The organism is Candidatus Krumholzibacteriota bacterium (assembly GCA_016932415.1).
Classification (GTDB): Bacteria; Krumholzibacteriota; Krumholzibacteriia; order Krumholzibacteriales; family Krumholzibacteriaceae; genus Krumholzibacterium.
In genome coordinates this window covers 198,594-212,544 of record JAFGCX010000010.1, presented here as the reverse complement: position 1 = coordinate 212,544, position 13,951 = coordinate 198,594, and the positions used below count along the sequence as shown (strand labels likewise).

At 51.5% G+C, this 13,951-nt stretch carries 13 protein-coding genes; 4 read left to right on the top strand and 9 right to left on the bottom strand.

The window, feature by feature from the left end:
- Positions 1 to 14: 14 nt before the first annotated feature.
- A complete protein-coding gene (locus JW814_03740; GenBank protein ID MBN2070549.1) occupies positions 15 to 506 on the bottom strand; it encodes a hypothetical protein in 492 nt (163 codons plus the stop codon).
- Between the two features lie 387 nt (positions 507 to 893).
- Here JW814_03740 and JW814_03735 point away from each other — a divergent pair, with 387 nt between their 5' ends.
- From JW814_03735 to pyrE, 4 genes are all read left to right on the top strand, one after another.
- Positions 894 to 2,153 carry a T9SS type A sorting domain-containing protein gene (locus JW814_03735; protein MBN2070548.1) on the top strand — a complete coding sequence of 420 codons (1,260 nt, stop codon included), beginning with the start codon at positions 894 to 896 and terminating at the stop codon, positions 2,151 to 2,153.
- A gap of 37 nt (positions 2,154 to 2,190) precedes the next feature.
- Positions 2,191 to 4,125: a family 43 glycosylhydrolase gene (locus JW814_03730; protein ID MBN2070547.1), complete on the top strand. Its 1,935-nt coding sequence runs from the start codon at positions 2,191 to 2,193 to the stop codon at positions 4,123 to 4,125.
- 66 nt (positions 4,126 to 4,191) lie between these two features.
- Complete coding sequence (locus JW814_03725; GenBank protein ID MBN2070546.1) at positions 4,192 to 4,827, top strand: hypothetical protein; 636 nt, start codon at positions 4,192 to 4,194, stop codon at positions 4,825 to 4,827.
- 53 nt (positions 4,828 to 4,880) lie between these two features.
- Entirely contained in the window at positions 4,881 to 5,423 is a 543-nt protein-coding gene (pyrE, locus tag JW814_03720) for an orotate phosphoribosyltransferase (GenBank protein ID MBN2070545.1), read from the top strand.
- Here the strand turns inward: pyrE and JW814_03715 are convergent.
- The 8 genes from JW814_03715 to JW814_03680 all read right to left on the bottom strand — a co-directional run bounded on the left by JW814_03715 (position 5,388) and on the right by JW814_03680 (position 13,921).
- On the bottom strand, positions 5,388 to 5,927 hold the full coding sequence (locus tag JW814_03715) for a hypothetical protein (protein ID MBN2070544.1): 540 nt from the start codon (positions 5,925 to 5,927) through the stop codon (positions 5,388 to 5,390). The two genes, pyrE and JW814_03715, sit on opposite strands and share 36 nt — an antisense overlap.
- Before the next feature lie 134 nt (positions 5,928 to 6,061).
- Entirely contained in the window at positions 6,062 to 6,859 is a 798-nt protein-coding gene (locus JW814_03710) for a hypothetical protein (GenBank protein MBN2070543.1), read from the bottom strand.
- Between the two features lie 59 nt (positions 6,860 to 6,918).
- On the bottom strand, positions 6,919 to 7,914 hold the full coding sequence (locus tag JW814_03705; protein MBN2070542.1) for a N(4)-(beta-N-acetylglucosaminyl)-L-asparaginase: 996 nt from the start codon (positions 7,912 to 7,914) through the stop codon (positions 6,919 to 6,921).
- Positions 7,915 to 8,061: 147 nt separating this feature from the next.
- Positions 8,062 to 8,775 carry a succinate dehydrogenase iron-sulfur subunit gene (locus JW814_03700; GenBank protein MBN2070541.1) on the bottom strand — a complete coding sequence of 238 codons (714 nt, stop codon included), beginning with the start codon at positions 8,773 to 8,775 and terminating at the stop codon, positions 8,062 to 8,064.
- 14 nt (positions 8,776 to 8,789) lie between these two features.
- Positions 8,790 to 10,574, bottom strand: a complete 1,785-nt coding sequence (locus tag JW814_03695) for a succinate dehydrogenase flavoprotein subunit (protein ID MBN2070540.1) — start codon at positions 10,572 to 10,574, stop codon at positions 8,790 to 8,792.
- Between the two features lie 6 nt (positions 10,575 to 10,580).
- Positions 10,581 to 10,943: a succinate dehydrogenase, hydrophobic membrane anchor protein gene (gene sdhD / locus JW814_03690; protein ID MBN2070539.1), complete on the bottom strand. Its 363-nt coding sequence runs from the start codon at positions 10,941 to 10,943 to the stop codon at positions 10,581 to 10,583.
- A gap of 15 nt (positions 10,944 to 10,958) precedes the next feature.
- Complete coding sequence (gene sdhC, locus JW814_03685) at positions 10,959 to 11,333, bottom strand: succinate dehydrogenase, cytochrome b556 subunit (protein MBN2070538.1); 375 nt, start codon at positions 11,331 to 11,333, stop codon at positions 10,959 to 10,961.
- A gap of 152 nt (positions 11,334 to 11,485) precedes the next feature.
- Positions 11,486 to 13,921, bottom strand: a complete 2,436-nt coding sequence (locus tag JW814_03680) for a DEAD/DEAH box helicase (GenBank protein ID MBN2070537.1) — start codon at positions 13,919 to 13,921, stop codon at positions 11,486 to 11,488.
- Between the last annotated feature and the right edge of the window lie 30 nt (positions 13,922 to 13,951).

The following is a 13,951-nucleotide window of genomic DNA, read 5'->3' as shown; positions in this document are numbered from 1 at the left end:
TACCGGAGGGATGATTATATGTTCTTCAGTTGCCCGGCCCGTCTCGTGTTTATAGCGTGTCGAAGTCTTCCAAGCTGTATATTCAGAAAGTGGTCTCTCCTGAGAAACCTCAGGACAGGTTTCTTCCTTACCCCCATCTTGGAAAGCTGCAGGGCGGCGGGAGAATTGGTATTATCAAGCTCATACGCTTTCTTGAAATTCTTGCGCGCTTCCGCGCGTTTTCCTTCTGACAGGAGAAGCCTTCCAATATTTACGTAGAGCATCGGATCTTTGCGACTGGCCATCTCAAGAGCCTGCCGGCAGAGTTTTTCACCGGTGAAGATATCCCCATTCATCCCTATGCAGAGCCCCCGGACCGACAGGTAAAAGGGATTGTCAGGGTATATTCTCAGAGCTTCATCGATCAGCTTCTCAGCATCGTCGAAAGCTCCCTTCATTATCCTCGATTGCGCTTTTTTATACAGCTCTCTTGATTCGAAAGTTTCCTTTTCAATCGTATCCTGCAACGAGGACCTCCATCTTGCGAATGGCCCCAAAAGTACTTATCTATTTACGCTGCATACAGATGCCACTGATGATGCGGAGCCTCCGACGCCTCTTTCAGCCCAGGATCATCTCCAGGATGATTTTTTGCAAGTATCGTTCCCGCTTATCGACAATCATGAGGCTCCGGCCCCTTCCGCGGGCCCCGGTGAGCAGGATAGCGATCTGGGTGTATATACTCAATCAAAACCCTGTGGGCAGGTCTGCCAGGAAAAGGAAAAGAGCCGATATCGCTTGTATATCTTTAAGATTGACAATTTTTTCCGCTTTCGGTATAATCTATGTAACAATTTATCAGATTCCTTTGGGGTTTGACTTGATTAAGATACGCACCGAATAAGGATATGATCGTGGCTGGACAATGCATAAAATTTTTCCTGGTATTCTGCGTCCTTCTCTTCCCCTTTGCCAATGCAGATGGGGCCGATTTTCAATCGATACAGCTTGTTGGGAATTTTAACGGGATCACGTGCGAACCTGACGATCCGGTAAATAATATGGAATCTGCCGGGAGCCATCTCTGGCGGAAACTGAAGTATATAGACGAACCGGGGCAGCCAGATACGATCTTTTTCAAATTCACCGCTGACAACACTTATATGCCGATGCACTGGGGTTATGATATTGAAGAAGATTACGGCTATTCCGGCTGGGGGATCGCCGTCTATCAATGGTCGCCTCCGAGCATCCCCGCGATACTCGAAGAACCGGGTTATTACTTTTTTCACTTCAACGACACGACCTGTGAATATTCCATGACCCGTCCAGACGCGTCTATCGATGGAATAGTCGAATCGGATATCGATTTCGGAGTGCCCGCCGATCTCGTACTTACGCTTCTAGATTCGGAAAACACACCATCCGGCACGATATGTGATTTTTCAGACGATTCGTTCTGTTTCACCCATCTTCCCGAAGGTGTCTTCTCGGTCTTCGCATCAGCCCCCGGATACAGGGACACGACGGTGACTGATATCCATACCGTGTCAGGATCGTCCACTTCGATAACCGTCCACCTGACGCCGCTGATAGGTATAAATTTCTCCTCCGCCGCGGCATCACGCGTGGAAGGAGGGATCGTACTGTCATGGTTCACATCATCCTGCTCCGATCAGGCCGGTTTTAATATCTTCAGGGGTACGACTCCTGATCTTTATCAGATGCGTATGCGTAATGATTTTCCCGTATTCTCCTCTTCGGAGTACAGGTATTTCGATTCCTGCGAGGAAAAGGAGATCGACTATTATTACTTTATAGTGGAAGCCGGAAGCGACAACCCCGCAAGTTATGGACCGATAAAAGCATCGGCGATCACTCCCTCATCGACGAGCTCGCTCGGACAGAACTATCCAAATCCTTTCAATCCGGCGACTTCAATTCCGTTCCATATCGCGGGCGTAAATTCCGGGAGCAGGGTCCGTATAACGTTCTATGATGTATCGGGAAAAGTCGTTGAAAGATATGACCTTGGAATACAACCCGCGGGAGACCATACCTTCGAGTGGAATCCATCTCTCTCCAGCGGAAGGAATATCCCTTCCGGAGTCTATTACTGCAGGCTGGAAGTCGGCAAGGAAGCTTTTACCAGAAAAATGATCATGCTGAGATGATCTTTCCCTGCCGATCTCGTAACCGGGGAGAGACAGGTTGAAAAGACCTGATTATAAATACTTCCCTCACAGTTCTTCAGTCCCGGCCTCGATCATGCCGGCAGGTTCTTTTGCCGCTGTATTCCTGTCGCTCGCCCTGCTGCTGGCGTTATTGCCTTCCGCGTCCTTTCCGGAAGAAAACACCCCGATTGAAAAGATGGAGGAACCGGTCCTCAAGGGGACGCATCCGGGCGACCCGGATCAAATGATCTTTTTTGATTTCGAGGGTCCCGTCTTCATCGAAAATGGAAAGATGATAAAAGATCACGCTTTTATCAAAACGGGCGACACATTCCATATTTTCTATATTACTGACGAGGAGAAAAGTTTCGGGCACGCGATCTCGACCGATCTCCGCCACTGGGAGATCCTCGGCCGGGTCCTTCAAGCAGGGCCGGAAACGGTCGAGATATGGGCTCCGTGCGTCGTTCCTTTTGAGGACTATCCGGGATATCACCTTATCTATTATACCGGTATAAATCATAACGTCTCGCAGACCACACACCTCGCCTTTTCAAACCTGGACCTGACTGAGTGGACAGAAGCCGTCCCGGAGCGTTTTGAACCCTTCCACCCTGATACCACATGGGCCGAGTGGAGTGAAGACACCTGGTCAAACTGCAGGGATCCCTGGTTTTTCACCGATGATGACGGCAGCAACTACTTGATAAACACCGCCAGGACGAAAACGGGGTTCGGCGCCATATCGCTTGCCGTATCAGACTGGTATTTCGATTTCACCGACATCGGTCCTCTCTATCTCCATAACAATTGGCATTCACTCGAATCTTCATTCCTTATGAAGCGTAACGGCATCTATCACCTCTTCTTCACCGAAGAAGAGATAGGTGGAATATCGCATATGTCATCGGCCACGCTTACCGGTGGCTGGAATATCATCTTCAGGGCGATAATCGATAACGGACACGCCTGCGAACTACTCAGGCTGAACGACGAAGCCAGCCTCTTCTCAAGACACAGCTCATATATCCTTCCATCGGATGAGATAGTATATTCTATCCGCGTAGATACTCTTACATGGTCCGGAACCCTCCCCGAAGTGACGATAGAGGACCCCCTTGGACCTGACTGGACGATACTCTGGGGAACTGCTTTCAACAGACAGCCTGTTTTTGGTGATGCCTACCACTACCGGGGTGACGATTCGACTGAAGTCGGATTTGAGGGGAACTGGTGGATCGGAACAAGTGAATCTTTCGATGGCCCCCTCCTTGGCTCAGCTCCAGGTGCCTCGCAGGGCGACCTGCCGACAGGGGCGATAAGGTCGAAAGATTTCATTGTAACTGGAAGGTCCATGAAGATGCTGGTGGGAGGAGGCTGCTACCCCGGGGAATGCTACATCGCCCTTAAAAGATCTCATGACGGTGCTATCCTTTTCAGCGAGACAGGCAAAGGTGTCGAATCGATGGATGAGAGGATATGGGACATAGAACGATATATGGGCAGAGAAGTCTACATCGAGATAGTCGACAACTCATCCGCTCCGATGGGCCATATCAATATCGACTCAATAAAGGAATCTCCCTTTCCAGTTACTCCCCACCCGCCCGCTCCGGGTGAGCTCGACAGGGACGGCGACAAGAGAGACCCTGAATGCTTTGAAGGGTCGACATCTGCGGCTGATATCCCTTCCCCGCGCTATTCGGTAAGTTGCTATCCCAATCCTTTCAACCCCTCGACAAAAATCGAGTTCAGAGGAGAAGCTGACCGGCTTTACCAGATCAGGATATTCGATATTTCCGGCAGGACTGTCGATTCATTCGTTATCCGGACGGGGAGTTCAGGAACGGGTTATATCAATTGGAACGGGACTGACAGCAGGGAAAAAGCTGTCGCCTCGGGGATATACGTCGGGGCTCTCTGTGACAAAGATGAGATCTTCGCCGTGTGCAAGCTCGTCCTTACCAGATAAGTTTCATCCCTTTCGATTAAGCCGTTTTTTCTCGCACCGTAGTAACTATTTTATTATCTTCGTCACATGAAAGCCATATTTTTAAAGCTCATAATCACCTTTGTCATTGTCTCTCTTTTCCCCTTTTCTCTTTATTCTGCTGACATGAAAAGCAGGGAGACCCTCGGAATCAGGATCGGCGGCGTCTTCAGCCCCGGAAAACTTGACCACAGTTTTGGAAAAGGAAGTGAGCTTGAGATCCATTTTGTAGAAGGACTGGGTTCATGGTTCGGACTCGGTTTTTCCCTTTCGACCCACTATTTTGGCAGGTCGCTCGACCGTGAACTTGATCTTGATTACACAGGCCTTAACAGAAGTATTAAACTTGAGATATATTCTCTCACAACGTGCTTCGAGTCATATTTCGACCTGGGACAGCGTCTCGTTTTCGGGACCGAGACGGGAGCAGGACTCTACACATCGAGCGCGGTAATAGTCTCGGGGTTCTACGAGGGAAGGATCACCAGGAACGACCCGGGACTTTATGCCGGCCTTAAACTTTATTACCGGATCACTGAAGGCGGGCTTGGCGCCGAGATGGCCTTTAAATACCATCATATCTATTCTGGCTCGGACAGGTCTCACGTGATTTACGCCTATACTGGCGAAACGGAAGCCGATTTCTTCCAGTTGACAATCGGCTTCAACTTCTTTACAAGATAGATACCCCTGTCATCGGTCTGACAGGCCCTGTATCATTCAGATGGAGGAATGATTTGGACGAAAGATCTGAGCTGAAGAAAATCATCATGACCCGCTCGATAAAAAAAGGCGATTTCACCCTTGTATCAGGCAGGAAAAGCAGTTATTACATCAATGGAAAAATGACGACTCTCGATTCAAGAGGACTGTATCTTTCAGCGAAACTGCTTCTCGATTCCCTTGACCAGAAACTCTACGACACCTTTGCCGGGCCTGTCATCGGGGCCGACCCGATCATCGGAGCCCTTCTGGCCCTCTCGGCGATTCGTGGCGAGGCGAAGGAAGGACTTCTTGTACGCAAGGAAGCGAAGGGCCATGGGACCAAAAGCAGAGTCGAGGGAAATATAAGGGAAGGCATGAGGGTCCTTATCCTCGAAGATGTCGTGACCACAGGTGGTTCGCTTCTCAAGGCGGCTGAGGCGGTAGTGGCTGAAGGCGGGATCATCGCCGGGATCAGGGTGCTGGTCGACAGGGAAGAAGGAGCTTCCGAACGGATCGCAGAAGCAGGGTACGAGTTCAGTTCACTCTTCAAGGTAAGCGAGCTGCTCCAGGACTGATCTGTTCTCACAGGGACGCGACAGTGTGACATCCCTCTCTCCTCCGGGACCATCCCAACGGATCGATACGACTACTCGCGCTGCGCTGTCATCGCTTTTTTTCATCACTAGAAAAGCTTCCGCGTGAAAAACAAGCCCGCCTTCTCCGGCTACATCTGCTCTGAGAAGACTCAATCTCCCCGCGTGACGACCGGCGGGAGATTTTCCGCCGTGGGCGGCTTGCCCGGTTCCCCGGTCATGATTGAAACCTGATATGCGGCCGATACCGGACCTGGACCGATCAGGGTGGCTGTCGACTGTCGAATAGACCTGCTCAGCGAGCTCTGAAGCGAAGATCAGCCGGCTTCTCTCCGACCGGGCAATATTTCTCTCGACAAGGGGACGCAAACCCGCCACGAGCATCAGGAAAGACGTCGCAACGACGAGGCTCTGAAGTTTTATCCGGATATTTCTTTCAGCCCCGAAAAGGGACCAGTCACCTGAATCAGTCTTTTCTCTATACACAGCAGCCATCCGCACAAGTTGTCAATAGTTCCTGAATATTCACCCGCGGATCATCAGCAATCCCTTTCATCCGCGCCAGGAAACGGTAAAGCACAGAATGTGCCAACCTGGCAGGCTTCGTTCGTCGCGGCGATCTACTTTGTGTACGATTTCGAGATCGAATTATAGAGTTTGACCGTATCCTCGGGAATAATGGTGAATATCGAATCGGGGATATCGATCCCGATCTCCACTTTTACGAGCAGATATTCGTAATAAAGCTTCCCCCTCATATATCCGGTAAACCTTCCAGGAAACCAGTCACCGTCAATATTCCGGTACTCACCGTATACATCCCTGCTGACAAAAGATGTATCGCTGACACTCTCGACGACAGATTCTTTCAGAAGCCAGCTATCGGTGTCGATGACCAGAGTTATCAGATCATCTCCATTCGAATAGCGGACCTTGCAGGTTCCATCCTCACCTGCGCTGTCAAGCAGTTCCGCTTTCGAACCGGTCTCTGCCACCCAGCCGAAGATCCCCGGAAACCTGTATTTGACAAGGTCGAGTTCCCAGGCGGGAACAGTACCTTTTCCTGTCAGCCCGGTCCAGCTGAAGAGTTCATCTTTATTCGCGACAAGGATACGCACATCTGTGAGGACTCCCTGTTCGACGATCATCACCTTGTTTTTAAACAACGGTCCTTTTTGATAGATATCGAAAGGATAACTTTCGGCGACATAAACATGAGGAATCTTCTTTATGAATCCCTTTCCGGAATAAGACATAAGACGAAGGGCCTTTTCTTCCCCTCCATACGCCTTCATCATTCTTTCTACTGCTGAATCGGCGTTTCGCACCTCTCCGGAGCAGGAGATCACAAGCAAGCCCATCGCCATAAGAGCGATATAGATCACTACATCCCTTTTCCCCGCGGGAATCTTTCCCATATTATCATCTACTCCCTTCCAACTGGATCTTTTGGTCGATCTATCTTCGGATCGAAACTCTATATGATATACTCTGCCTTGTATAAAACGTTCCCTTTTGCCGTCGCCACGGCGTATTCGAAACCATCCTCCAGCGAAGCGGCACCATACTCTCCATTTCGGCTGAGAGCGATGAATCCGACCTGGAAATCCGTCTTGCCGCCCTGGTGTTCTACGATCCTTTCGAGCGCCTTGACACATGCCTTTTTGGGCGAAAGGCCCTGCCTCATAAATTCCACTACCAGAAAAGAACCGCACACCTTGATGACAGCCTCACCCCTGCCGGTAGCGGCGGCGGCGCCGACCTTGTTGTCGACATACATTCCCGATCCGATCAAAGGAGAGTCCCCCACACGGCCATGTATCTTGAAGGCGAGACCTGACGTCGTGCAGGCGCCCGAGAGGTCTCCCCTGCTTCCCAGCGCGACCATCCCGATCGTGTCATGATCTTCGACAGGGGGGATCCAGTCGTCGTCGTCACTCAGTCCTGATTTCCACTTCAACCATCCCTGGCGGGCTTTTTCTGTGAGAAGATCCTCACTTTTAAATCCGTGTTTCCTTGCAAACTCCTCCGCTCCGGCTCCCACGATCAGTTCATGATCAGTCTCTTCCATGACTTTTCTCGCTATCGATATCGGGTGCTTGTAACCTTCCACGAAAGCGACCGACCCGCAGTTCCCGTCGGGTCCCATTATGCAGGCATCAAGAGTCACGTGGCAGTCTTCGTCCGGATACCCGCCAAATCCCACGCTTGTCACTTCAGGATCGCCCTCAGGTACGCGGACCCCCGCCTCGACGGCATCGAGAGCCGTTCCGCCTTCAGAAAGGATCTTCCAGGCCGCCTCATTCGCCGCTACGCCATGTTTCCATGTGGAGATCACTACCGGCCCTTCCGCCTTTTCAGCTCCTCTTGCCTGGGAAAACCCAGTAAAAAATGATTTAATCGGCATAAAACTTCCCGCCGCACCAAGCGTGGCAGAGGCCTTGATAAAACTTCTTCTTGAAAAACCGCCCATATCGTTCCTCCTGAAAGACAAAGACGCACATAGGACGACTTCGCTCAGGGACAGACTTCCTCGACCTTTACTTGACAGGCGTGACGACCTGTCCTCCCGAACGGCACCGGAGAGACAGACGTTCTGATGATCGATTCTACCCGAAGGCTATCCCATCTTCCCCTTGACAAGTTCCTTTTTCAGCTCCGCTATCGCCCTTGTAGGATTGAGATCCTTGGGACATGCTTCCACGCAGTTGAATATAGTATGGCAACGCCACAATCCGTGTTTGTCGTCCAGCGCTTCAAGATGCGCTCTGGCATCTTCATCCCTGCTGTCGGCGACAAACCTGTAAGCTTTCAGAAAGGCATGCGGGCCGATATACTCCTTGTCCGCCCAGAATGAAGGACATGCCGACGTGCAGGAACCGCAAAGAATGCATTCGTACAATCCTTCGAGTCTTTCACGATCCTCAGGGCTCTGAAGCCTTTCCTGGTCGGTCGGGGGAGGCGTCTTGTTTATCATGTACGGTTTTACCGCCATAAGTCCTCTCACTATAGGATCGAGTGATACTACGAGATCCTTCACGACCGGGTATCCCCTGAGAGGTTCTATCGTTATCACAGCGCTCTTGAGAGCGAGAGCCTGCGTCTCGCAGGCAAGGTTGTTCACTCCGTTGATCGTCATCGCGCACGAGCCGCATATACCACTCCTGCATGAGCGTCGAAAACTCAGCGTCCCGTCCTGCTTCCACTTTATATCATTCAGACAGTCAAGGACTGTATAACCTTTGGGGACATCCAGCTCATATTCCTGCGCGTAATGACCCCGTCTTTCATCGTCCGGATTGAACCGGTTGATCTTGAACTTAAGCATAGCCATTTCGGGGGCCTCCTTTAATATTTTCGCTCTTTCGGTTGAAAACGGGTGATCGTCACCGGTTTAAAATCAAACCTGACCTTACCCTCTTTCTTCCACCCGATCGTGTGCTTCAACCAGTCCTTGTCATCGCGGTCAGGAAAATCGATGCGGCTGTGCGCTCCCCGGCTTTCCCTGCGATTATATGCGCCCTCTACGATAAGCTCTGAAAATTCAAGCATATTGCCCAGTTCAAGCGCTTCAAGGAGATCTGTGTTGAATCTTTCACTCTTGTCGTCGAGGCTGACATTTTCGTATCTTTTCTCAAGTTTTTTCAGTTCGACCTTCAGTTCACCGAGTTGTTTTTCGTCACGGAAAATACCGCACTTGCTGGTCATCAGGACCTGCAGGTCGTTTCTGATCTCAGCCGTCTTTTCACTTCCGCTTGCCGAAAGAAGCTTCTGGACCATCTTTATCGCTTCAACAGCCGCGCCGGCCGGCAGATCGGGAAAATCGCGGTTCTCGCGCAGGAACCTTGTTATCGACTTTCCGCATCTCCTTCCGAAGAGCGAAGCTTCGAGCAATGAATTGGTCCCGAGTCTGTTCGCCCCGTGAACACTTACGCAGGCGCATTCTCCACCGGCGAAAAACCCTTTTACAGGCTTATCCTTCCCGTCGAGAAGGACCCTGCCTTCTATATCAGTCGGGATCCCACCCATTGAATAGTGTCCGGTGGGCTGAATCGGGATCGGGTCTGTTATGCAATCCACATGGAGGAACTTCCACGCCAGCTCATGGATCTGCGGCAACTGGCGCATTATTTTTTCGCGTCCAAGGTGGCGAAGATCTATGTAGACGTAGGCCTCGCCGCCTATACCCCTTCCTTCGTTGATCTCTGTCTGGATCGAACGTGATACGAGGTCTCTCGGCGCTAGCTCCATCTTTTCCGGAGCATATTTTTCCATGAACCTCTCGCCCTTGTCGTTGATCAGGTATCCACCCTCGCCCCTCGCCGCTTCACTGACAAGGATACCCTGCAGATAAAGTCCGGTCGGATGGAACTGTACGAATTCCATATCCTCCAGAGGCAGGCCGGCCCTGAGTACCATGCCGAGACCGTCTCCCGTATTGGCCAGAGCGTTGGAGGTGATCTTGAAGACCTTGCCATATCCTCCAGTACCGAACATGACTGTCTTAGCGTGAAAGACGTGTACCCCTCCATTGACGATATCCCACGCGACCACTCCGCGGCAGATTCCTTCATCGATGATCAGGGAGAGGGCATGAAATTCCGAATAGAACCTGACCTGGTTTCTCACGCATATCTCGTACAGGGTATGGAGAAGCACGTGCCCCGTGCGGTCTACCGCGTAACAGGCTCTCTGAACAGGGCCTCCTCGGCCGAAATCCCTGGTATGACCGCCGAAAAGCCTCTGCGCAATCCTGCCTTCGGAGGTACGGGAAAACGCCGCTCCAAAATGTTCATACTCTCTGACTACTACCGGGGCTTCCTTGACCAGAGTCTCGATCACGTCCTGATCGCCGAGATAATCGCTCCCTTTTACCGTATCGAACATGTGCCATTCCCAGTGATCCTCTTCTTCATTCGCCAGCGATGCGGCCACACCCCCCTGGGCCGCTCCACTGTGCGACCTTGTGGGAAATACTTTTGATATTACAGCTACGTCGAATTCTCCGGACGCTTCCACTGCCGCTCTCATTCCAGCAAGGCCGGCCCCGACAATAACCACGTCATGACGGTGCACACTGTGAACTGGCACCCCCTCGACGTCGTGAATGGTCTCGGGATCTTTGATTGTCATAATCTATCAACCTCCATGCTGGAAAGTTATCATGGTAAGAGTCCCGAAGATCGTAAAGACGACAGCGATCGCCGCTATCACACTGTAGACCAGGACCCTCATCCAGCCTTTATGAATATAATCCTCGAATACGACCCACATGCCGTAGAGGCCATGAAAAAGGGCAATAATCAGGAATGATATGTTCAACGTCTTCCACATCGGTGTCGCGACCCTCTCGGCTATCGCGGCAAAGGTGACTTCTCCGCCGATCAGAACGTGGAGATTGATCACGTGGATCAACAATATCGCCGCGAGATAGACACCGGTGATCCTCTGAAAAAACCACAGAAGAGCGCCGCCCGAAGTCATCGTCTCTCTATAATTCATTTACGCTCCTCCTTTCTATCCAAGTGCCGGAAGTACCATCCGTGTCACCATTACCGCACCGATAGCAGCCCATGATACGAGCCAGATGATAACCGCTATCAGATACAACATCTTTTGTCTTTCGATCAATATACCCATATCGACCAACGTTATCCGCAATCCGTTAAAAAGATGGTACAGGATCACACCGACCAGTCCCACTTCAAGCAATTTGAAGAGCGGATTTCCAAAAGCGTGCATGATACCGTCGAACGATTTCTCTCCCCCTGAAAGGTGACTGATCACCCATATGTGCAGGAGAAGGTAAAAGATCAATCCAAGTCCGGACAAGCGATGGAGTATCCATGCAAATGTACCCGCATGTATCCGGTACCGCTTGATCACCCTCATCGGGGCCTCCCAAGTTAAAGGATTTCACCGGGCAGCCAACGGGGCGGCCCTTCACGATTACTACCTCTGGTAGCACAATATTAGGCACAATAACATACGGAAAGCGGACAGTCAAACCATTGTGAAATTTTTTTGAAAACCAGGCGCGGCAGTCACCTCGATCGCCTTTTCCCTGAAAGCGACTTGCGAAGCTTCGCTTCAAGTTCCGCCGGAAGGGCTTTCCCCTCCGGCCGTTCCACTTCTCCCGCCCCACCTTTTTCCTCCAGCGGCAAAGGTTCGTAAGGCTTCTCCTCAAGAAGACAGTGCAGTATGACCAGAGCTGATTCCCTGTCTGGTATCATCCCGCGTCCACCGGTGTCCGGATCGAGCTGAGTGAAGGGAGGAATCGGTGAACCTACGCATGAAGGACACCCCCTCCTGCAATCGCAGGTCTCGATCAGTTCGCGCGATGCCTGCATGATCTCCTCTATAAGATCGTACGCTTTCAGGGCGAATCCGAGCCCTCCCGGATATTTGTCGTAGAGATAGACCGCCGGAAACGGTGTCGACCTGGAATTGACGGTAGTCCCGATATCAAGCGGATCACACATTATGAAGAGCGGGGCCACTTCGCGGAGAACGTTGGACAGGCCGAGAAGGCCCTCCGAAGGCACCCTGCCCCATTTTCTGACAAGTTCCATGACTTCGTGCGGGGGTTCTATCCACATCCCGACCGTTTCGAGCACCTGGGGCGGGAGATCGCATTTTCCATACCCGATCGAATCCCTGCTTCCGAATTTGATCTTGCGGAACATGAATGTCAGGTCTGTCACCGAGACATCGCCGAACGCTTTCCTGCTGACCCGCCAGGGACTGTTTTTCTCTTCATGATCGACTTTGACCTGCGTCTCCGTTATCGACTGCGTGTAATAGTCGACATTGGTCTTCTCGATGAAGGCTATTTTCTTTTCCACATCGAGATCGCGGACGAAATAGGTCTCCGCTTCATGGAGATATATCGCCTGGGGGTGTACCTGCTGGAACGCGCTTGCTTCGTCTATCGTGCCTATAATGACGTTACCTTCCGATTCATCGATTATCGTATATATATTATCAGAGATATTTCTCAGGTTGACATCCGCGCTCGGATATCCCCGACCCCGCCAGTACCACCTTCCCTTTACAAAGTTGAGGTCTTTCTCCTCTTCAAGAAGCCGGGCTATCGAGGGAGCATATTCTCCCATCTTCTCGACTTCTTTCCCGGAAAGGGGTAATTCGAACGCCGCCGCTCTGATCTGTCCGAGAAGAATATGCGGATTGGACCGGTCGATGATCGCGTTTTCGGGAGAACGGCCGAAAAAATAGTCAGGATGACGCACGAGGTACTGATCAAGAGGCATGTTGTAAGGCAGAAAGAATATCAACGATTCTTCTTCCCCTCTTCCAGCTCTTCCGGCCTGCTGCCATGTCGAAGCAATGCTGCCAGGATAACCGGTTATTACCGAAGCATGCAGTTCGCCGACATCGATTCCGAGTTCAAGAGCGTTTGTGCTTATGACCGCCCGCAGCTCGCCGTTGAATAGTCTCCTCTCTATCTCCCGCCTTTCCTCCGGCAGGTATCCCCCCCGGTATGGATGCACGAGGTCCTTCATCGACGCCCTGTGCCCGGCGAGTTTTTCACGCGTGTACCTTGTTATTACCTCACTGACAACTCTCGCCCGGACAAAAGCTATCGTCTTGACGTCATCAAGGACAAGTCTCGTAACGATCTCGGCAGCCTCCGAATTGGCACTCCTTCGTTCCATCGCCGCATCATCGATCGCCGGCGGATTCCACATCAGGAACTGTTTTCGGCCGCGGGGAGAACCATCCCTGCTGATGACCTTTACCTTCAGGCCGAGAAGTTTTTCAGCGTGTTCGGCAGGATTGGCGATCGTGGCCGAAGAAGCGGCGAAAACGGGATCCGCTCCGTAATGCTGGCATATCCTCAGAAGACGGCCGATGACATTGGCCACATGAGAACCGAAGACCCCCCTGTAGGTGTGGATCTCATCGACTACCACATATTTCAACCTGGTAAAGAAAGGCGCCCACTTCGCGTGGTTCGGCAGGATCCCGGAATGAAGCATATCCGGATTGGTCAGGAGTACTCTCGCCTCGTCACGCAGCTTCCTTCTCAGAGGACCTGGAGTGTCTCCATCGTACGTTCCTGACTGAAAATCTATCCCTCCCTCGCCTCCATACCTTCTTATCACTCTCAGCTGATCCTGGGCGAGTGCTTTGGTCGGAAAAAGATATAACGCCCTGGCCTGATCGTCGGCGATCATGCTTTCCATGACAGGGACATTATAACAAAGGGTCTTGCCGCTTGCCGTCGAAGTAACGACGACGATGTGTTCACCTCTTCGAAGCGCCTCGACCGCTTCGACCTGGTGAGTGTAGAGATTCTCGATCCCTGATCTGGCGAGCAAAGAGATGAGCTGTTCGGGAAGGGGCTTTTCAAGTCTGCCGAACTTCGCCTTGCGCTCCGCGATCGTATGCCTGTGCACGATCTGGTCTTTGTAGAAGTCTTCCGCCGTGATCTTTTTTAAGAATTTTCCCGAATCCAATTTCTTCCCTTTCCCTTTGAGATACCGGCC